This is a genomic window from Sodalis sp. RH21 (assembly GCF_047324175.1).
In the GTDB taxonomy this organism is placed as follows: Bacteria; Pseudomonadota; Gammaproteobacteria; order Enterobacterales; family Enterobacteriaceae; genus Acerihabitans.
In genome coordinates, this window is the sequence record NZ_CP178732.1 from 3,494,223 (window position 1) to 3,512,037 (window position 17,815).

Below are 17,815 nucleotides of genomic sequence, written 5' to 3' on the forward strand. Positions count from 1 at the left end.
TGCCCGAGGGGATTAATACAGCGTGGCTTTACCGGTGGAGCCGAATAATGACATTTTATAGCGAATCACGTCTTTAGCGGCTTCGATCGGTTCCGGATAAATGGCGTTGGGGTCCCACCAGGTTTCACGGCCCAGGACCTCGCGGGCTTTTTTAAAATAGGCGAACTTCATATCGCTGGAGATATTGATCTTGCCGACCCCCAGCGTTACCGCTTCGGCGATTTCGGCGTCGGGGTTGGCGGACCCGCCGTGCAGCACCAGCGGAATCGCTACGCGCTGCGAAATATCCCGCAGAATATGCATTTGCAGTTCCGGCTTCAGATCCTTGGGGTAGATACCGTGCGCGGTGCCGATCGCCACCGCCAGCGAATCGATGCCGGTACGTTTGACGAAATCCTCCGCCTGCGCCGGCTCGGTATAAATAACCTTGCTGACGCCGCCTTCCACCGAGGTGCCGGTGTCGCCAATGGTGCCCAGTTCGCCTTCCACGGATACGCCCACCGCGTGCGCCAGTTTCACCACTTCCGCGGTCAGCGCCACATTCTCTTCATAAGGCAGCAGCGAGCCGTCAATCATCACCGAGGTGAAACCGCACTGGATCGCCCGCATCACGTGGGCGATGGAGGCGCCGTGATCGAGATGAATCACGAAGGGCACCGGGCTGCGCAGGGTCCTTTCCCGCACATAGGCAAAAAACGCGTCGGTCACAAACTCCAGCTCGCTGGGATGAATGGAAATAATCGCCGGCGTATTGGTGGACTCCGCCGCCTCGACCACCGCGCGGATAAAACAGCTGTCGGCCACGTTGAACGCGCCGATGGCAAAACGGTGCTCGCGGGTCGGTTTAAGCATGTCGTGCATGGAAATCAACATCGTTATTCTCCTGTAAAGGTTGAATTTGGGGTAAAACGTCCCCGCACCGGTGAATATCACCGATGTGAACTGCGAAAAATCAGATTACGGCCGGGATCAGGCTTGGTTTGCCGCCCCTGACCAGGTGAGGTACTCGGACACCACCTCCCGGCAGGCGGATTCCATCACCGCCAGCACGTCCGCCAGTTCGGCGGCGGGATGTTGTTTCAGCGCCTGTTGCAGGGCGGTTTTGCCGGCATCGAACACCGCGGCGCCGACGTTGATTTTGGCCACGCCGTGCCGGCTGGCGCGGCGGATATCCTCGGCCCGAGTGCCGCTGCCGCCGTGCAGCGCCAGGGGGACGGGCGATGCGCGGTGCAGCGCCGCCAGACGGTCGAAATCAATGGTCGGCGTCACCCCCTTGGGATAAATACCGTGGGCGGTGCCCACCGACACCGCCAGCAAGTCGATGCCGGTCTGGGCGATAAAGGGCGCCACGTCTTCCACCCGGGTCATTTTCACCGCCGCATCTTCCAGGTCGTACACCGGCGCATCGGCGATATGGCCCAGTTCCCCTTCCACGCACACCCCATCGGTGGCCGCCATGCGCACCACCTGCCCCGTCTGGCGGATATTATCCGCGAGCGGCTGGCTTGACGCATCGATCATCAGCCCGGTAAAACCGGCGCGAAAAGCCTGGCCGATCAAGCTGAAATCCTTGCCGTGATCCAGGCTCAGCGCCACCGGCACCTCTGCCCGCTGCGCCAGCGCGCTCACCAGCGGCACGGCGACCCGCGGCGGAAAGTGACCGCAATGGCCCTGATAGACATTTAATATCAGCGGCGCATGCCGCTGCTCGGCGGCGGCGATCGCCGCCCGGGCGGTTTCCAGGTTAAAGCAGTTAATCGCCAGCACCGCGTAGTGCCGCTGATAAGCACCGTCAATCAGGGTTTTCATTGAGCTGTACATAATGTCTCCCGTTTATTCGAGGGTGAATTTGATGTCTTCGTCGCGCACGCTGCGATCCTCCACATCGTCGAACTCTTCGTCCGCCTGGGTGACGGGCTTTTTAATCAGCGAGAGCATGACGCCGCACACCACCGTGCCGATGCCCAGCGCCAGGCAGAACATCAGGGGTTTGGTAAATAACGGCACCACAAACAGGCCGCCGTGCGGAACCGGCGCTTCCACGCCCCACACCATGATCAGTCCGCCGGCCAACATCGAGGCGACCACGCAGCTGGCCACCACCCGCAGCAAATCCCGCGCGGCGATGGGGATGACGCCTTCGGTAATCATGCAGATACCCATCGGGAACGCCGCTTTCAGCGCCTCTTTCTCCGCCCGGGTATACTTATTGCGGGTCAGCAGGAACGAGAGCGTGATGCCGAACGGCGGAATAATGGAGCCGACGAACTTCACCGCTTCCGGACCGTAGATGCCGTCGACCAGCATGCCGTCGGCAAACAGCGACATGGTTTTATTAACCGGCCCGCCGAAATCGAAGGTGGCCATGGCGCCGAGAATGGCCCCCATCATAAACTTCGAGCCGCCCTGCATGGATTCCAGCAGATGGATCAAGGTTTTTTGCAGCCAGATAATCGGTTGGCCGATAAAGGTCATCATCAGCAGGCCGGCGATAATGGTGCTGAGCACCGGCAGGATCATCACCGGCATCAGCCCCTGCATCGACGGGGGCAGCTTGATGGTTTTACGTAATAGCAACACGGTGTAACCGACTAAAAAACCGCCTAGGATACCGCCGATAAAACCGGTCTGGATCTGACCGCAGATAAAACCGACGATCAGGCCGGGGGCAAAGCCCGGCCGGTCGGCGATGGAGTAGGCGATAGCGGCGCTAATCAGCGGCACGATCAGGCCCATGCCCCAGCCGCCGATTTGATTCAACATCCAGGCGAAGCTGCCGGTTTTATGCGCCACGTCGGTTCCGCCGATGACCTGGCCGAGGGCGATGCAAATGCCGGCGGCGACAATCAGCGGAATCATCCAGGAAATACCGGTAAGCAAATGCCCCTTTATTTCCTGGCCAAGTTGACTTTTATTGTTTCTCATTATGTTGGTCCCGAAAAAATTAATATTCAGGCGCGTTCCAATGAATTCGCCACTTTTTCCAGAAATTTAGCCGGGGACTTAATCACGATATCGGTTTTCACCCGGACGACCGGTTTTCCTTTAAATCGCTCCTCGCCTTTAATTTTGATATCCACGGCTAATATAACGACATCGGCGGCAGAAATTTCTTCAGGGGTTAATTCATTTTCGGTACCGATAGTACCTTGCGTTTCAACCCTGATATCGTAATTTAGCGCCCTGGCGCCTTTAATTAACTTTTCACGGGCGATATAGGTATGGGCAATCCCCGCCGTGCAGGCGGCTACACAAACTATTTTCATTTTGTGCCTCGTCTTGATATGGGTTAACAGAGGTCTGTTTCCGCGTATTGGCTGAACAGTCGAATAATATTATCGGGATCGGTCTCGCTTAATAGCCGAGCAATCACCTCATCATCGGCCAGCGCGCTGGCAACCTGAGACAACAGGCGGATATGCGTGGTATTTTGATCTTCCAGGCGTACGGCAAACAAAATAATGCAGCGGACATGGCTGCCATCCAGCGTTTCCCAGGGAATATCCCCACGCGTGCGGCCGATGGCCAGCGTCGTCTGCTTTACCGCCGAGGATTTGCCATGGGGGATGGCGATATGGTTCTCAAAGCCGGTTGAGCCTTCCGCTTCGCGCAGCCAGACATCACGGATAAATTCTTCTTTAGAGATAATGGCGCCGTCGTCATACAGCACATCGGTCAATTCCTGAATGACCTCTTCTTTATTGCTGGCGGTCATGGTTAATTTAACGCGATTCGCATTGAGAATTTTCGTAATGTCCATCTACTTCACCTCGAATGATAAAAAATTAATGTTCAGCTGCGGAAAACTGCCCCACCGCCTGATGCAGTTTACTGACGATCACTTTCTCGGTGACGCGCCTGATGTCATCGTCATTAAAAAAAGCCGAGACATAAATAATCGGGATTTTCTGCTCTTCCAGGTGAATAGTGGAAATAACCAAATCAATCTCTTCCTGCTGGCAAAAAGCCAGCATATTGCTGGCGGACACCACGCCGACAATGGTCCAGGAAGGGAACGCGCGCAGGATGCGGCTTTTTAATAAATGGGAAGTGCCGACGCCGCTGGAGCACACCACCAGAATGCGCTTGCTGGCAATTTGCCGTTCCATGGCCGCCTGGAAATGTACCGTCAAATAACCCACCTCGTCCCCGGCGATGGGCTGTAGCTGATTGCTGCGGGAAAGTTGCTCCGTGGCGCGCCCGGTAATTTGATAAATATCATGTAACTCATTTTTGATATCATCCAATAACGGATTCCGGATGCGAATGTCATATTTGAGCCGATTAAGCAGCGGCCGGATATGGATAAGCAACCCGTCGTACAATAATTTGTCGGTCCGTAAATCAACATTGATTAAATCAGAAAAAATGGCAATCAGGCCCATCGTCAAACGCCGGGATTCGCCGTCAAAGAATTGATACCGGGCGGCGGGATGATCGGCGCGCTCCTCCATGACAATGCCGGATGAGATGATATATTGATAAATAAACCATACTTCATCGGACGGCAGGCGGTGGTCGGCCCGCCGTTCGATTTGCCGGATCATTTTTTGCGCGATGGCAAAAATATGCCGGTCCACCTGCTGGCGCGCCCGATCGTCTTCCAGCGTCAGGGCGTTACCCAGCGCCATGCGGTGCATCATGATCAGGATATGGGTAAAAATATTAATATAATAGGGTTCCCCCAGCGGATACGAGAGCTGCTGCTCCATGTCCTGCAATAATTGCTGGACGAAATCGACATCGTCCGCGCCGGAATATTGGGTTAACGCCCGGTAGCTGCCGGGATCGAGGCGCGAATGGTTGACATTGCCCGGTTCTTTATGGTTCATCACGCCGTTAATCAGCGATACAATCGCCCGGCGCACGTTACTTTCGCTGCCTTCAATATGGGTGCCGCTTTGACTGCGGATCAACGTCAGCCCCAGCGGCTGTATCCAGCTTTCAATCAGCTTCAAATCATTGACAATCGACGCGCTGCTGATGAAATAGCGCTCGGATAATTTGCTGATCGAGGTTTCCCGCGGCGTGTCGCTCAGCAGCTGGGAGGCAATTTTCACCCGGCGCGCGTTATTGACCAGGGCATCGAACCCCTCGTCGTCAAACACAATCTGCTGGTCGAGCAAGATCCGGCATTGCTCGTCGTCGGCGGTCAATATGATGCCGGCGCCGACTTTTCTCTCCGGGTAAATATTCCAGGCCGCCAGGTAGGATTCAACGTACTGCATGTCGCGCTGGACGGTTTTTTCGGACACCTCCAGATATTCCGCAATGTGCTTAATAGTGACGTGTTCTTGACGTTGCAGTAAGTATTTTAATAATCTATTTTGTCGCGAGGTAAGTGGTTGCATCATATTACCCTTTCATTATGCGTCAAATTTGCTGGTGATTATTTTTTTAAGCCTGCGGTTAAAAATCCTCCGTGATTGTTCATTGCCAGAGGAGCACTCCAGCCAATCAATGATTGTGAATATAGTGGCCCTGGAAAATAACAACAATACTAAAAATTGTCCGCCTAATTGGACAATTTTAAAACATCAAGCCGCAGGGTTAATTAATTGCGAGTGAGATCACATATTGAATAAGAATATTATTGTGACGCCGATCTCGTTTGTGTTTTCGTTCGAGCATCATCGATGGCGGCGCCGCGCACAGACTGCGCGGCGACCCACCCGCGACGGCGCAAATCCCCCCCCCGCCAGCGGCCGTTATCTTCGCCGCGCGTCGCGGCGTCCGCCGTCGGCAGCGGCTTGCGTCCCTCAGGCGGATATCGCCCGGCCTGGCCGCTTGATGCCTTTTCCCCGCCCCTCCCCGGCGGATTTTAGCCATGGTCGATAAATTTTGCGTAAATTTTGACTATCTTTTACCGTTTTTATGTAATATAAATCTGTATATACAGCTTAACGGAACCCCTACTTATGATTACCCTGATAGTAACCGGACATATTCAGTTTGCCAGCGCGATGCAAAGCGTCGTGAATGCCATAGTGGGTGAAAGCGAACGCATCGCCTGGATTAATTTTGCCGAAGGCGATACCCGCGAACGGCTGGCGGAAAACGTGCGGCAGGTTATCGCCGGCGTACCGGACGGCGCCGGGATTTTGCTGCTGACCGATGTACCGTCGGGCACGCCGTTTCAAATAGCCCTGACGCTGGGTATGGAACGTGCGGATATTGCGGTCGTTACCGGCACCAATGTCAGCATGATCACCGAAGCGCTTTTCGAGCGCGAGAATATGGCGACGGCTGACGAACTGGCTGAGCATGTGGTTAACGCGGGGCAACAGGCCGTTGGAAAATATCGCCTTTAATGAGGAATTGACTGCTTATGATCTCTTTTGTGCGTATCGATCATCGTTTGCTGCACGGCCAGATCGTGTATTCCTGGCTAAAAACCATCGATTTTCAGGCGGTGCTTATTTGTAATGACGCGGTGGCCGAAGATCAAACCCGCCAGCGTTTAATGCAGCTTTCGGTGCCCGATAATAAAAAGTTCCTGGCGCGCGGCATAACCGCCACCGCCGCTATCCTCAACAATCCCAAAAACCAGCCGGTGAAGTTTTTCATCATTTTGGAAAATTTGCAGGATGCCGCCGCGCTGGTGGCGCAGGTACCGGGGATTAACAGCCTGAACCTGGGCAGTATCAAAAAATCCGACGGCGCGGTGAAAATGTCCAATTCGGTATTTTTAACGCCGGAAGACAAAGCGCTGCTGCTCGACTTTCATCGCCAGCAGATCAAGCTGGATGTCCGGCAGCTCGCCAATGACGAACCTATCGATATTTATCCTCAGCTTTCACGTTAAGGAGTGGAAATGGACATAGCGACACTGCCCATCCTGCCGGCGTTCCTGGTTTCGCTGGTGACGCTGCTGGGCTATTGCGATTATGTATTCGCCGGTTCGATGCTGAACCGCCCGCTGGTATTGGCGCCCCTGGTGGGATGGGTGCTCGGCGATATTAACGCGGGCATTCTTATGGGCGCCAGCCTGGAACTGGTATTTATGGGCGTGGTGACCATCGGTTCGGCGACCCCGCCCGACACGGTTACCGGCTCGGTTCTGGGCACCGCCCTGGCCATCATGACCCACCAGGGCGTGGAAATCGCGCTGACGCTGGCGCTGCCGATTTCCATGTTGACCCAATCGCTGAAGATCTTTATTTATACCCTGCGATCGTCGCGTATGTCGAAAGCCATGCGCCTGGCGGAGCAGGGAAATTACCGGGCCATGGAGCGCATGCACTGGGGGCTGTTTTTCCTGCTGGCCATTCCCATGATGCTGGTGACCTGGTTTACCGTCATGCTCGGGCCCAACGCGGTGCGCCAGGTCTTGGGTTATGTACCGCAGGTGGTCATGGACGGCATTGCCGCCGCATCGCAGATTCTGCCGGCCATTGGGTTCGCGCTCCTGCTTAAGCTGTTGTGGAATAAAAGCATCATTGCTTTCTTTTACCTGGGCTTTCTGCTGTCCACGCTATTCCATACCTCAATTCTGGGCATCGCCTTATTGGGCGCCATTATCGCGCTGGTTATGACGCAAAACGGCGCCAAGCCCAATAAAAATAACCCAACCGACGATGACGGGGAGATTACCATTTATGAGTAACCAGTCGGATAAACGCGCCGATAACAGCATGCTGCGGCGTATTTTCTTTCGTTCCTGCGCGCTGGAGCTATCTTATAATTATGAAAAAATGCAGGCGCTCGGGGTGTGTTATTGCATGATGCCGGCGCTGAAACGCTTTTATGGCCGCGATTCCCCGGAATTTACCCAGGCGTTGATGCGGCATATGGCATTATTTAATATCACCCCGTCCATGGTGCCGTTCGTCCTGGGGATCAGCGCCTCCCTGGAACAGGAAAAAAGCCGTAATCCCGCCATGGACGAGGGCATAATCAACCGGCTGAAAACCTCGCTGATGGGGCCGCTGTCCGGCATTGGCGATTCGTTCTTCTGGGGGACGTTCCGGATTATCGCCGCCGGCATCGGCATCAGTATGGCGCAAAGCGGTTCCATACTCGGACCCATCATCTTTTTCCTGCTGTTTAACCTGCCCAATATATTGGTGCGGTGGTTTGGTTTAAAACTGGGCTTTTCGCTGGGGACCAAATTGATCGATCGCATGGCGGATAGCAATATCATGGATCGGGTTAATAAAGTTTTCGGGATTATCGGATTAATGTGCGTGGGCGGCATGACCGCCACCATGGTGGACCTGAAATTGGCGTTGAATTTCAGTATGGCCGGCGCCGAAGTCAGTATTCAGCATATTATCGATGAGATCCTGCCCAACTTATTGCCCCTGGGGATAACGCTGCTTTGTTATCGGTTTATTCAAAAAGGTATATCGGTTAATAAAATATTAATCGGTTTGGTGGTTTTCGGCATTGCCGGTAAAGCCATCGGATTAATTTAACGAGGAAATAACCCTATGTTGACTATGCTTGATTATATTGAGCAGCAGCCCGCTATTCTCAAAAACATGACCAGCGCCCATTTTCGCGACCAGGTCGCCGACGCGGTAAATAAAATAACCGACGGCAAAGATCGCCGGAATTGTAAACTGGTGCTGATTGGATCGGGTACGTCTTATAATGCCGCCGTGGCGGCATCCCACTCCATTAGCGTCGAGACGGAAATTCATTTTCCTTATCATTTTACCGAATACGTTTCCCTTGAGGGTTATGACGACAACGCCCTGTTCGTTTTTATCTCCCAGGGCGGGAAAAGTCTTTCCACCTACCGGGCGCTGGAGAAGGTGCGCGCCTGGCGGGGAACGCGTTTCGCCACGCTGGCGCTGGTGGGCGAGCCCGATACGCCGCTGGCGCTGTTGGCGGACGGGCAACTGCCTTTTGGCTGCGGGCTGGAGGAAGTGATTTACCGCACCAAAGGTTTTACGTCGTCGCTCCTGACGCTGATTCTGCTGGGGGAAGCGCTGGCCGGACCGCGCCACCCTTCCGTGGCGCAGGAATACGCCGCCGCCTGCGACCTGCTGGGGCCGTGGATTGAGCAATCAAAACATTTTTTCAGTACCCACCGGGCGGAGTTGCACGATCTCAGTTCGCTGATGTTTATCGGCAGCGGCCCCAATGCCATCGTGGCGCTGGAAGGGTCGCTCAAAGCCATTGAAACCGTGCGCCGCCCCGCCATGTGCTTCGACCTGGAAGAGTTTATCCACGGGCCGCAAAATGCGGTGGAGGATAGTACGGCGCTGGTGATCGTGGAAAATCAGCAGGATAACGGCGATAAGGCCTACTTACTGTTTAAAACCCTGCGTCAATTGGGCAAACGCGCCTACCTGATCGCCGCCCGGCCGCCGCGCGAATTCGCCGATTTCAGCCTGACCCGCCCGGTGACCGCCATTGATGAGCTGACGGCGGTGATCCCGCTACAGGTGCTGAGTTATCTTACCGCCTGCGATATCGGCGTGGATCTGACCCGGCGGGGTTTTGCCGAACTGACCCAGGTCATCGCCAAAGCGCTGCCGTAGCAGCGCGCGGCGTTAATGACGGCGGGCGATCTGGGTGATTTTCAGGTATTTGGGATTGGTGATCGAGGTATTGAATTCGAACGCCACCCCATCGGCCAGTTTACCCACTTCGGTCTGGCATAATACCGGCTGCAATTTTTCCAGCCCCAGCAGGCGGGTGGTTTCTTCGTCGCTGACCAGTATCGGCTCCAGCGTCAGGCGGCTTTCGGCGACGCGCTGCCCGGTGCGCGACTCCACGTATTCATATTTGGATTGTTCCAGCGCCGTGGGGGAAAGGTCTGGAAACAGCCGCGCGGGCATATAAAAATTCTCCAGGGTGACCGGTTGCTCGTCAAAGGAAATCAGCCGGCGGATATGAAATACCGGGCTGGCCGGCGCAATCTCCAGTTTATAGGATACGCGCTGGCTGCACTGTTCGATCAGCTCAAGGGTCAGCACCTTGCGATGGATCTGTTTGCCCACCTGGGCGGCCCGTTCGGCATGGCTGCTCAGATAATGGTAGTGGGTTTGCTTGAACGACTCGCCGCTGCCGACAAACACCCCCGACCCATTCACCCGATATAAAATACCTTCATCGATAAGCCGCCGCGTGGCTTCCCGCACCGTTCCGCGGCTGACCCCCAAATCCCGCGCCAGGGCGCTTTCGCTCAATAGGCGATCGCCTTCGGTTAAATTTTGCTGGCGGATAAGATTGCGCAAATAACTGACCAATGCTTCTTTCTTTGTATTCACCCGCACAACTCCTTTATTGGCGTAATAGGCCGGTGGATTACCCGGCGGCGCAAAGTCAATCAGGGATGGTTCCCATTGGGCGCAATGCGTGGTAATTAGCCGGATTATAACCTGAACCGGCGGATATGGGGCAGAGAAATGACCGCCGCGTCGCGTTCGTTGCCGTTGGCGTGCCATAAGGCCGCCGTTGGCAATTAGTTAGTTAATTATGTTCTTTGACTTTTTTTACCTTACCCGCCGACAATCCCCGCGGGCGGATGCCAATCCGCGAAAAGCAATGGCCGATACTGACTATGACGAATACTGAAAGTCTGGATATTGAATTATTAAGAACCTTTGTGGCGGTGGCGGATTTGCAAACCTTTTCCCGGGCGGGCGCCCAGGTCGGCCGCACCCAGGGGGCCGTCACCCAGCAGATGCAGCGGCTGGAAACGCTGGTGGGCACCACCTTGTTTCAAAAAGAAGGGCGCAATAAGCAGCTCACCCAGCAGGGCCGGCAATTATTAAGCTACGCGCGCGATCTGTTGATCCTCAACGACGACGCCTTCCGATCGCTGAAAGACAGCCGGTTTTCCGGCGTGCTGCGCATCGGTTCCCCGCACGATGTATCGGAAACGCTGCTGCCCCCGCTGTTAAGCCATATCGCCCGCTGGGCGCCGAAACTGAGTCTGGAGCTGGACGTCGGGCGCAGTCCGTTTTTAATGGAAGCGCTGCACCGGGGCGAAATCGACATGACCATTTCCACCCGGCTGGACCCGGCGCTGGACGGCATTTTGCTGCGCACCTCCCCCACCGTCTGGGTGTGCGCCGCCCAGTATGTGCATGTGCCGCAGGAACCGCTGCCGCTGGTGCTGGCGGATTATCCCAGCATCTTCCGCCGGGTGGCGGTGGAGGCGCTGGATGCGGCCCAGGTGCGCTGGCACCAGGCTTACACCACCTCCAATTTGCTGGGGATCAAAGCGGCCATCAAAGCGCGCCTGGGCATCACCGCGCGCAGCATCGAGATGCTGGACGGCGATATGCGCGTGCTCGGCGAAGGGGATGGTTTGCCGCGCCTGCCGGACACGCAGTTTTATCTGTGGTGCCGCCCGGGCAGCGGCAATAGCCTGGTGCGGCAAGCGTTCGATGTGCTGGCCAACAGCCTGGCGGGGCAAAAACGGCTGCATGCCAATCGATAAAGGAATCGTTAAGGGAAATAAATTTATCTATTAGCATTCCGGATGTTTATCTGCGGCGGGCCGCCGGGCCGACTTTATTTTTATTCAATAAAAACATCTTGTTAATAAAAATATGTTCCAGGGCGGCGGTGTTATACGGTAAAAACGCATAAATATAGCCGTTATTCGCATTTTCCGCTTTTCCCGGCCGCCTCTAGTATTGCTTCACCTTAAAAAAGGCCAATGTTGGCCGTGTGGAGCGGTATGAACAGACACTTATCCGGCGCAGAACGTGCATCCCGCGCCAGGACACCCGCGGAGATCCCGGGTAGTCCGCTTTATGAAGTGCTTAAACAGCCTTTCCTGCTGGGGTTATTTCTCCCCATCCAAAGCGGCGGCTGGAGTCCGTCGACGCTGCCCCGCACCACCGACTGGCACTTTGAATACAATAAAGCCCTGACCCTGAAAGCCGAGGCGCTCGGCCTGGATCTGGTGTTCGGCCTGGCGGAATGGAATCAAAAAGGCGGTTACGGCGGCGAGATCGGCTACCGGGCCAACAGCCTGGACCCGTTTATCACCACCGCGGCCCTGGGCGCGGTAACCAGCCGCATCCTGCTGATATCCACCCTGCATATTCTTTATGGACCCTGGCATCCCCTGCATCTGGCCCGCTTCGGCGCCACCCTTGACAGCATTACCGGCGGCCGCTGGGGACTGAATATGGTCACCGGCAACCAGGACAGCTATGCCAGAATGTTCGGCAGCCCGCAGATTGAACATGATACCCGCTACCGCATGGCGGAAGAATTTATCGATTTTCTCAAGGCCTACTGGAGCAGCGAGGGCAACCTCACCATGACCGGGGAGTTCTGGTCCACCGAGCAGGCGTACATTTCGCCGCAGCCCAAATTCGGCCGGCCGCTGCTGGTTAACGCCACCGGCTCGGCGGCCGGCATCGACTATGCGGCGCGCCATTCCGATCTGGTGTTTATCACCAGCCCGGCGGGCGCGGAGATCGAAGCCTCCCTGGCCGCGCTGCCCGCCCATACCGCCAAAATCCGGGCCGCCGCCGCGGCCCGGCACCGCACCCTGCGCACGTTAATCAACCCCATGGTGATTTGCCGGCCGACGGAGCGGGAAGCCTGGGAGTATCACGACGCCATTGTCGCCGCGCAGGATCGCGTGGCGGTGGACAACTTTTTCGCCTCGTTGCAAAAGCGCGACAGCCAGGCGTTCCTCGGCCACCAGCGCGATCAAAAAGCCGTCGGCGGCAATATCCAGCTGGTGGGCGACCCGGCGCAAATCGCCGGTTATCTCCAGCGCCTGAAAGCCGCCGGATGCGATGGCGCGCAGCTGACGTTTTATGATTTCGAACCTGACCTGGCGTATTTCGGCGAGGCGGTACTCCCCCTGCTTAAAGACGCGGGTTTACGGTTCTGAACCGGCTGGGTAACCATGATGACAGCATTATATTTCATAGCACGGCGGATATTGCAGGCCGTTCCCATCGCCCTGATGGTGGTGGTGCTTAATTTTTTCCTGCTTAAAAGCGTACCCGGCGATCTGGCGGATGTCATCGCCGGCGAGGCCGGTGCGGCGACGCCCGAATTTATGGCCCAGCTGCGCGCGCAGTTCGGCAGCGACCAGCCCCTGGCCGTGCAGTTCGTTTCGTATTTAAAACACATCGCGCAGTTCGATTTAGGCTGGTCGTTCCGCTATAGCGCGTCGGTCAGCCAGCTGATCCTGGAACGGCTGCCCGCCACGCTGCTGCTGATGGGGGTATCGCTGGCGCTGGCGGTGATGCTGGGCATTATTCTGGGGGTGATATCGGCGGTCACCAAACGCCCGTATGTTGAACGGCTGATCGCGCTGCTGGAGACCGTGGGGTTTTCCATGCCGGTATTCTGGCTGGGCCTGATGATTGTCGTACTGTTCACCGTGCGCCTGGGCTGGCTGCCGTCCAGCGGCATGAGCGAAATGGGGGCCGATCACCGCGGCTTCGCCCGCATTGCCGATACCGTAAAACATTTGGCGATGCCCGCCGGCTGCCTGACCTTCAGCTATCTGGCGCTGTATATCCGGCTAATGCACGAATCCGTGCTTACCGTGGCGCTGCAGGATTTTATCCGCACCGCCCGGGCGAAAGGCTGTAGCCGCCGGCGCTTGATTTGGCGCCATATCGTGCCCAACGCCCTGCTGCCCATCGTCACGCTGACCGGCCTGCAATTCGGCGCCATGCTCAGCGGCTCGGTGACCATTGAAACCGTGTTTGCCTGGCCGGGTCTCGGCCAGCTGGCGCTGTCCGCCGTCAGCACGCGGGATGTCAATTTGCTGCTGGGCATTTTGTTCGTCACCTCGCTATTCGTGGTGATGGTGAACGTGCTCACCGAGGTGGTGCACGCCGCGCTGGACCCCCGCACCGGATTGGCGGGTAGCCGATGACCGGACTACTGAGCGCCCTGCCCGGCGCATTAAGCAAACGGCCCCGCGCCTGGCTGGGGGGATTGGGCCTGCTGCTGGTGGTGGCTATCGCGGTGTTCGCCCCGCTGCTGGCCGGCGACGATCCGCAGGCCATGGTGGCGCGTCCTTACCTGCTGCCCGGCCAGGATGTCGCCCATTTGTTGGGCACCGATACGCTGGGGCGGGATATCTGGGCCGGCATCGCCTACGGCGCGCGGCTATCGCTGCGGATCGGTTTAACCACCGGCTTGCTCACCGCGCTGGTCGGGCTATTGATCGGCGCGGTCGCCGGCTATTTCGGCGGCTGGGTCGACAATCAGCTGATGCGGCTCACGGAGCTGTTTCAAATTATGCCGTCGCTGATTTTTACCCTGGTGCTGGTGATTATCCTGGGCCCGACGGTCAATACCCTGACGCTCGGCATCGCCGCCACCTCCTGGCCGAACGTGGCGCGTTTATCCCGCGGGGAAGCCCGCCGCCTGCGCAACAGCGACTTTATCCAAGCCGCCCATGTGATGGGAATGAGCGATTGCCGCATCCTGATCGCCCACATCCTGCCCAACGCCCTGATGCCGGTGGTGGCCATGCTGGCGATGCTGGTGGGCCACGCGATCCTGACCGAAGCGGCATTATCCTTCCTGGGGATGGGCGATCCGAACGTGGTGTCCTGGGGCAGCATGATCGGCCAGGGCCGCGATGTGCTGCGCAGCGCCTGGTATATGAGCGCCATCCCCGGCGTGGCGATTTTCTTTACCGTGGCATCGCTGAGCCTGCTGGGCGGCGCCATTAATGACTGGATTAATCCGCAGCGCGGGAGATTGCCATAATGACGCCATCCATACCCCTGCTCCAGGTGGAAGGCCTGCGGGTGACCTATCGCGCTTCCGGCGGCGAACCCGCCGCCCCCGCGGTCAAGGATCTGAGCTTTGAACTGGCCGCGGGCGAAACGCTGGCGCTGGTCGGCGAATCCGGCAGCGGCAAAACCACCACCGGCTACGCCCTGCTCGGCCTGCTGCCCGCGGCGGCGGCCGTTGAAGCCCGGCGCCTGGCCTTTGAAGGCGCCGACCTGCTGCGGGCGGACGAACGCCGGTTGCAGCAGATCCGCGGCGGACGGATCGGCATGATTTTCCAGGATGCGCTCTCCGCCCTTAACCCGCTGATGACCGTGGGCGATCAAATCGCCGAAGCGGTGCGCATTCATCGGCGCGTCAACCGGCGCACCGCCCGCCAGCAGGCGCTGGCGCTGCTGAAAAAAGTGCGGATTCCCCAGGCGGAAAGCCGGCTGGACGATTATCCGCACCGCCTGTCCGGCGGCATGCGCCAGCGCGTGGTGATCGCCATGGCGCTGGCGGGCAATCCATCTCTGCTGATCGCCGACGAACCCACCACGGCGCTGGATGTCACCATCCAGGCGCAAATCGTCAGCTTGCTGCTGACGCTGCAACAGGAGCTGGGGATGGCTATTTTACTGATTACCCACGACCTGGGCGTGGTGGCGGAAATGGCCGACCGGGTGGCGGTGCTGCGCTACGGCGAATGCCTGGAGCACCAGGACGCGGCCGCGCTGTACCGCGCGCCGCGCCACCCCTATACCCGGCAATTACTGGCGGCCCGGCCGCCGGTGGGAGGACGGCGATGAATCCTGTCTTGCTGGATGTCCGGGATCTGAATGTGCGCCATCATACCGCCAGCGGCACCCTGACCGCCGTCGATGCCGCCAGTTTCCATATCGGCTACGGCGAAACGCTGGCGCTGATCGGCGAATCCGGCTGCGGTAAAACATCGCTGGGCAAAACCCTGGTGGGCCTGCAAAAGGCCGACAGCGGGGAAATCCTGTTCCATGAGGTTAATCTGGCCCCGCTGTCGCGGCGCAAATTGCGGCCCTGGCGCCAGGCGATCCAGATGGTGTTTCAAGACCCGCTATCGGCGCTCGATCCGCGCCAGCGCGCGTATAAAGCCGTCGATTTGCCCCTGCGGCTGCATACCAAACTCGACCGCGCCGGCCGGCGGGCCCGCATCCGCGAATTATTCGATCAGGTGGGGCTGGATACCGCGTTATCGCAGCGTTTCCCCCACCAATTGTCCGGCGGGCAGCGCCAGCGGTTGAATATTGCCCGCGCGCTGGCCCCGGCGCCGGAGCTGATTGTCTGCGATGAGCCGGTTTCAGCGCTGGATGTCAGCCTGCAGGCGCAAATCGTCGCGCTGCTCGGTTCCCTGCAACGGCGCACCGGCGTGTCGTTTTTGTTTATCAGCCACGACCTGTCGGTGGTGGAGCATATCGCCGGGCGGATTGCGGTGATGTATCTGGGCCAGATTGTCGAGATACTGCCCAAGGACCGCCTGTGGACCCGGGCCGCGCATCCGTACACCCGCCTGCTGCTCAATTCCATACCCGGCGCCAGCCCGGATGAGCGACGGCTGCACGCCATCCCGCCGGATGATATGGACCCCCCCAGCCCTTACGCCCTGCCGGCGGGCTGCCGCTTCCAGCAGCGTTGCCCGCTGGTGCAACCGGTTTGCCGTACGCTCGCCCCGCAGCTGCTCGCCCTTGATAAGACGCAGTCGGTGGCCTGCCATTTGCACAATCCGGCGGTTATTCCCCCGGAACCCGCCAATATCATTATCAGGAGTAGCGTATCGTGAACCCCCTTAATCATGTACCGGACAGCGCGCCGGGATCGCCGGCGACCACGGGCGGACCGGTCACCGTCGGCGCCCTGCTGACCGCCGCGGATCGCCTGGCCGCGCGCCTGGCGGAAACGTCGGCCGCACGCGATGCCAACCGCGAACTGCCGGTGGCGGTCTTCGCGCAAATCCGCCGGCTGCGCCTGGGGGCATTGCGCGTCCCCGCCGCCTACGGCGGCGCCGGCGGCACCTGGCATGACGTGGCGCGCCTGTTTATCCGCCTGGCCGCCGGCGACGCCAATATCGCCCAGGCCTTTCTTTCCCATTTCGTGGCGGTGGAACGCGTGCGGCTGATGGGCAGCGAGGCGCAGCGGCGGCGCTATCTGCCCCAGGCCGCGGCGGGCGTACTGTTCGGCGCGGCGACGGCGGAACGCGGCGGGCGGTATCGCGGCGAATTGGCCACGCGCCTGACCCGGGATGGCGACCAGTACCGGCTCAACGGCACCAAGCACTATTGCACCGGCGCATGGTACGCCGACCTGCTGAAAATCCGATGTGTCGACGGGGACGGCGCCACGATCTCGGCGCTGGTGCCGGCGGATCGCCCGGGCATCGAGCGTTTGGACGACTGGGACGGCATGGGGCAGCGCTGCACCGCCAGCGGCACGACCGAACTGCGCGACGTGGCGGTTTTCGCCGAGGAAATCCTGCCGATGGAAGCCTGGAAAACCCAGCGCCATCACGGCGGGGCCAGCGCCCAGATTATCCATTGCGCCATCGACGCCGGCATCGCGCTGGCGGCGCTGGACGATGCGGTTGCCTGGGCGCGCCGGGGGGTCAGGCCGGTGAAAGAGAGCGGCGTGCGGCAGGCCGCCGACGACCCGTATATCCTGCATGCGCTGGGGCGCATGTCGGCCCGCGCCCGCGCCGCCGAAGCGATGGTGCTCAGCGCCGCCGACCTGCTGGAGGCCGCCGCCGCGACCCGCTTCGGCGCGGCGGGCGAATCCTGTTTGGCCGCCTGCGAAGCGGCCGCCGGCGAGGCTTCGCTGGCGGTGGCCGAAGCCAAGATATGGTCGACCGCGGTGTCGCTGGAAGTGGCGCAAATGCTGTTCGATATCGGCGGCGCCTCCACGACCTTGCGCACGCATAATTTCGATCGCCATTGGCGTAACGCCCGCACCCATACCACTCACGATCCCATTGCCTATAAATACCGCGCGCTGGGAGATTTTTACGTTAACGGCACCTTGCCGCCGCTGACTTTTTCCTATTAATCATCCGGGATAAACATATATGACAACCGATCCACGCAAATTTAGCCGTCGCCAGGTTTTGGAACTGATGGCGATT

19 protein-coding genes are annotated in these 17,815 nt (G+C 58.6%); 12 read left to right on the forward strand and 7 right to left on the reverse strand.

Annotated features, from left to right (window positions below; translation table 11 throughout):
- Positions 1 to 12: 12 nt before the first annotated feature.
- The 6 genes from ACL2XP_RS16000 to ACL2XP_RS16025 form a co-directional block, all read right to left on the reverse strand.
- Positions 13 to 873, reverse strand: coding sequence for a ketose-bisphosphate aldolase (locus ACL2XP_RS16000; protein WP_413733820.1), 861 nt, complete (start codon positions 871 to 873; stop codon positions 13 to 15).
- 96 nt (positions 874 to 969) lie between these two features.
- Positions 970 to 1,821 (reverse strand): class II fructose-bisphosphate aldolase, encoded by an 852-nt coding sequence (locus ACL2XP_RS16005; RefSeq protein ID WP_413733822.1) that lies wholly within the window; start codon positions 1,819 to 1,821, stop codon positions 970 to 972.
- A gap of 12 nt (positions 1,822 to 1,833) precedes the next feature.
- Positions 1,834 to 2,925, reverse strand: coding sequence for a PTS fructose transporter subunit IIC (locus ACL2XP_RS16010; protein ID WP_413733823.1), 1,092 nt, complete (start codon positions 2,923 to 2,925; stop codon positions 1,834 to 1,836).
- 26 nt (positions 2,926 to 2,951) lie between these two features.
- A complete protein-coding gene (locus ACL2XP_RS16015; RefSeq protein ID WP_413733825.1) occupies positions 2,952 to 3,266 on the reverse strand; it encodes a PTS fructose transporter subunit IIB in 315 nt (104 codons plus the stop codon).
- Positions 3,267 to 3,289: 23 nt separating this feature from the next.
- Entirely contained in the window at positions 3,290 to 3,760 is a 471-nt protein-coding gene (locus ACL2XP_RS16020) for a PTS sugar transporter subunit IIA (RefSeq protein WP_413733826.1), read from the reverse strand.
- A gap of 25 nt (positions 3,761 to 3,785) precedes the next feature.
- Positions 3,786 to 5,351, reverse strand: a complete 1,566-nt coding sequence (locus ACL2XP_RS16025; RefSeq protein ID WP_413739185.1) for a BglG family transcription antiterminator — start codon at positions 5,349 to 5,351, stop codon at positions 3,786 to 3,788.
- Between the two features lie 567 nt (positions 5,352 to 5,918).
- On the opposite strand from ACL2XP_RS16025, the gene ACL2XP_RS16030 reads away from it, so the two are divergent.
- Genes ACL2XP_RS16030 through ACL2XP_RS16050 form a run of 5 tightly spaced genes read left to right on the forward strand, consistent with a single transcriptional unit; the run spans position 5,919 to position 9,491 of the window.
- Entirely contained in the window at positions 5,919 to 6,311 is a 393-nt protein-coding gene (locus tag ACL2XP_RS16030) for a PTS mannose transporter subunit IIA (protein ID WP_413733827.1), read from the forward strand.
- A 17-nt stretch (positions 6,312 to 6,328) separates the two neighbouring features.
- A complete protein-coding gene (locus ACL2XP_RS16035) occupies positions 6,329 to 6,805 on the forward strand; it encodes a PTS system mannose/fructose/N-acetylgalactosamine-transporter subunit IIB (protein ID WP_413733828.1) in 477 nt (158 codons plus the stop codon).
- 9 nt (positions 6,806 to 6,814) lie between these two features.
- Positions 6,815 to 7,606: a PTS mannose/fructose/sorbose/N-acetylgalactosamine transporter subunit IIC gene (locus tag ACL2XP_RS16040; protein WP_413733829.1), complete on the forward strand. Its 792-nt coding sequence runs from the start codon at positions 6,815 to 6,817 to the stop codon at positions 7,604 to 7,606.
- Positions 7,599 to 8,417, forward strand: coding sequence for a PTS system mannose/fructose/sorbose family transporter subunit IID (locus ACL2XP_RS16045; RefSeq protein ID WP_413733830.1), 819 nt, complete (start codon positions 7,599 to 7,601; stop codon positions 8,415 to 8,417). Before ACL2XP_RS16040 ends, ACL2XP_RS16045 begins: the two co-directional genes overlap by 8 nt.
- A 15-nt stretch (positions 8,418 to 8,432) precedes the next feature.
- Positions 8,433 to 9,491, forward strand: coding sequence for an SIS domain-containing protein (locus ACL2XP_RS16050; RefSeq protein WP_413733831.1), 1,059 nt, complete (start codon positions 8,433 to 8,435; stop codon positions 9,489 to 9,491).
- 12 nt (positions 9,492 to 9,503) lie between these two features.
- Here ACL2XP_RS16050 and ACL2XP_RS16055 read toward each other — a convergent pair whose 3' ends face one another.
- Positions 9,504 to 10,223, reverse strand: a complete 720-nt coding sequence (locus tag ACL2XP_RS16055) for a GntR family transcriptional regulator (protein ID WP_413733832.1) — start codon at positions 10,221 to 10,223, stop codon at positions 9,504 to 9,506.
- Between the two features lie 293 nt (positions 10,224 to 10,516).
- Here ACL2XP_RS16055 and ACL2XP_RS16060 point away from each other — a divergent pair, with 293 nt between their 5' ends.
- The 7 genes from ACL2XP_RS16060 (at position 10,517) to ACL2XP_RS16090 (ending at position 17,739) form a co-directional block, all read left to right on the forward strand.
- Positions 10,517 to 11,401, forward strand: coding sequence for a LysR substrate-binding domain-containing protein (locus ACL2XP_RS16060; protein ID WP_413733833.1), 885 nt, complete (start codon positions 10,517 to 10,519; stop codon positions 11,399 to 11,401).
- Between the two features lie 243 nt (positions 11,402 to 11,644).
- The gene (locus ACL2XP_RS16065; RefSeq protein ID WP_413733834.1) at positions 11,645 to 12,820 is read left to right on the forward strand and encodes an LLM class flavin-dependent oxidoreductase; all 1,176 of its coding nucleotides are present in this window, start codon (positions 11,645 to 11,647) and stop codon (positions 12,818 to 12,820) included.
- 15 nt (positions 12,821 to 12,835) lie between these two features.
- Entirely contained in the window at positions 12,836 to 13,822 is a 987-nt protein-coding gene (locus tag ACL2XP_RS16070; RefSeq protein ID WP_413733836.1) for an ABC transporter permease, read from the forward strand.
- A complete protein-coding gene (locus ACL2XP_RS16075; protein WP_413733837.1) occupies positions 13,819 to 14,667 on the forward strand; it encodes an ABC transporter permease in 849 nt (282 codons plus the stop codon). Before ACL2XP_RS16070 ends, ACL2XP_RS16075 begins: the two co-directional genes overlap by 4 nt.
- Positions 14,667 to 15,479, forward strand: coding sequence for an ATP-binding cassette domain-containing protein (locus ACL2XP_RS16080; RefSeq protein ID WP_413733839.1), 813 nt, complete (start codon positions 14,667 to 14,669; stop codon positions 15,477 to 15,479). The genes ACL2XP_RS16075 and ACL2XP_RS16080 overlap by 1 nt, the downstream gene beginning before the upstream one ends.
- Positions 15,476 to 16,483, forward strand: coding sequence for an oligopeptide/dipeptide ABC transporter ATP-binding protein (locus ACL2XP_RS16085; RefSeq protein WP_413733840.1), 1,008 nt, complete (start codon positions 15,476 to 15,478; stop codon positions 16,481 to 16,483). The genes ACL2XP_RS16080 and ACL2XP_RS16085 overlap by 4 nt, the downstream gene beginning before the upstream one ends.
- The gene (locus ACL2XP_RS16090) at positions 16,480 to 17,739 is read left to right on the forward strand and encodes an acyl-CoA dehydrogenase family protein (protein ID WP_413733841.1); all 1,260 of its coding nucleotides are present in this window, start codon (positions 16,480 to 16,482) and stop codon (positions 17,737 to 17,739) included. Before ACL2XP_RS16085 ends, ACL2XP_RS16090 begins: the two co-directional genes overlap by 4 nt.
- Positions 17,740 to 17,815 lie beyond the last annotated feature (76 nt).

Excerpts from the sequence above, each read along its gene's own strand:
- ACL2XP_RS16000 (WP_413733820.1), bottom strand. The coding sequence starts at position 873 with ATGTTGATTTCCATGCACGACATGCTTAAACCGACCCGCGAGCACCGT.
- ACL2XP_RS16005 (WP_413733822.1), bottom strand. The coding sequence starts at position 1,821 with ATGTACAGCTCAATGAAAACCCTGATTGACGGTGCTTATCAGCGGCAC.
- ACL2XP_RS16010 (WP_413733823.1), bottom strand. The coding sequence starts at position 2,925 with ATGAGAAACAATAAAAGTCAACTTGGCCAGGAAATAAAGGGGCATTTG.
- ACL2XP_RS16015 (WP_413733825.1), bottom strand. The coding sequence starts at position 3,266 with ATGAAAATAGTTTGTGTAGCCGCCTGCACGGCGGGGATTGCCCATACC.
- ACL2XP_RS16020 (WP_413733826.1), bottom strand. The coding sequence starts at position 3,760 with ATGGACATTACGAAAATTCTCAATGCGAATCGCGTTAAATTAACCATG.
- ACL2XP_RS16025 (WP_413739185.1), bottom strand. The coding sequence starts at position 5,351 with ATGCAACCACTTACCTCGCGACAAAATAGATTATTAAAATACTTACTG.
- ACL2XP_RS16030 (WP_413733827.1), top strand. The coding sequence starts at position 5,919 with ATGATTACCCTGATAGTAACCGGACATATTCAGTTTGCCAGCGCGATG.
- ACL2XP_RS16035 (WP_413733828.1), top strand. The coding sequence starts at position 6,329 with ATGATCTCTTTTGTGCGTATCGATCATCGTTTGCTGCACGGCCAGATC.
- ACL2XP_RS16040 (WP_413733829.1), top strand. The coding sequence starts at position 6,815 with ATGGACATAGCGACACTGCCCATCCTGCCGGCGTTCCTGGTTTCGCTG.
- ACL2XP_RS16045 (WP_413733830.1), top strand. The coding sequence starts at position 7,599 with ATGAGTAACCAGTCGGATAAACGCGCCGATAACAGCATGCTGCGGCGT.
- ACL2XP_RS16050 (WP_413733831.1), top strand. The coding sequence starts at position 8,433 with ATGTTGACTATGCTTGATTATATTGAGCAGCAGCCCGCTATTCTCAAA.
- ACL2XP_RS16060 (WP_413733833.1), top strand. The coding sequence starts at position 10,517 with ATGACGAATACTGAAAGTCTGGATATTGAATTATTAAGAACCTTTGTG.
- ACL2XP_RS16065 (WP_413733834.1), top strand. The coding sequence starts at position 11,645 with ATGAACAGACACTTATCCGGCGCAGAACGTGCATCCCGCGCCAGGACA.
- ACL2XP_RS16070 (WP_413733836.1), top strand. The coding sequence starts at position 12,836 with ATGATGACAGCATTATATTTCATAGCACGGCGGATATTGCAGGCCGTT.
- ACL2XP_RS16075 (WP_413733837.1), top strand. The coding sequence starts at position 13,819 with ATGACCGGACTACTGAGCGCCCTGCCCGGCGCATTAAGCAAACGGCCC.
- ACL2XP_RS16080 (WP_413733839.1), top strand. The coding sequence starts at position 14,667 with ATGACGCCATCCATACCCCTGCTCCAGGTGGAAGGCCTGCGGGTGACC.
- ACL2XP_RS16085 (WP_413733840.1), top strand. The coding sequence starts at position 15,476 with ATGAATCCTGTCTTGCTGGATGTCCGGGATCTGAATGTGCGCCATCAT.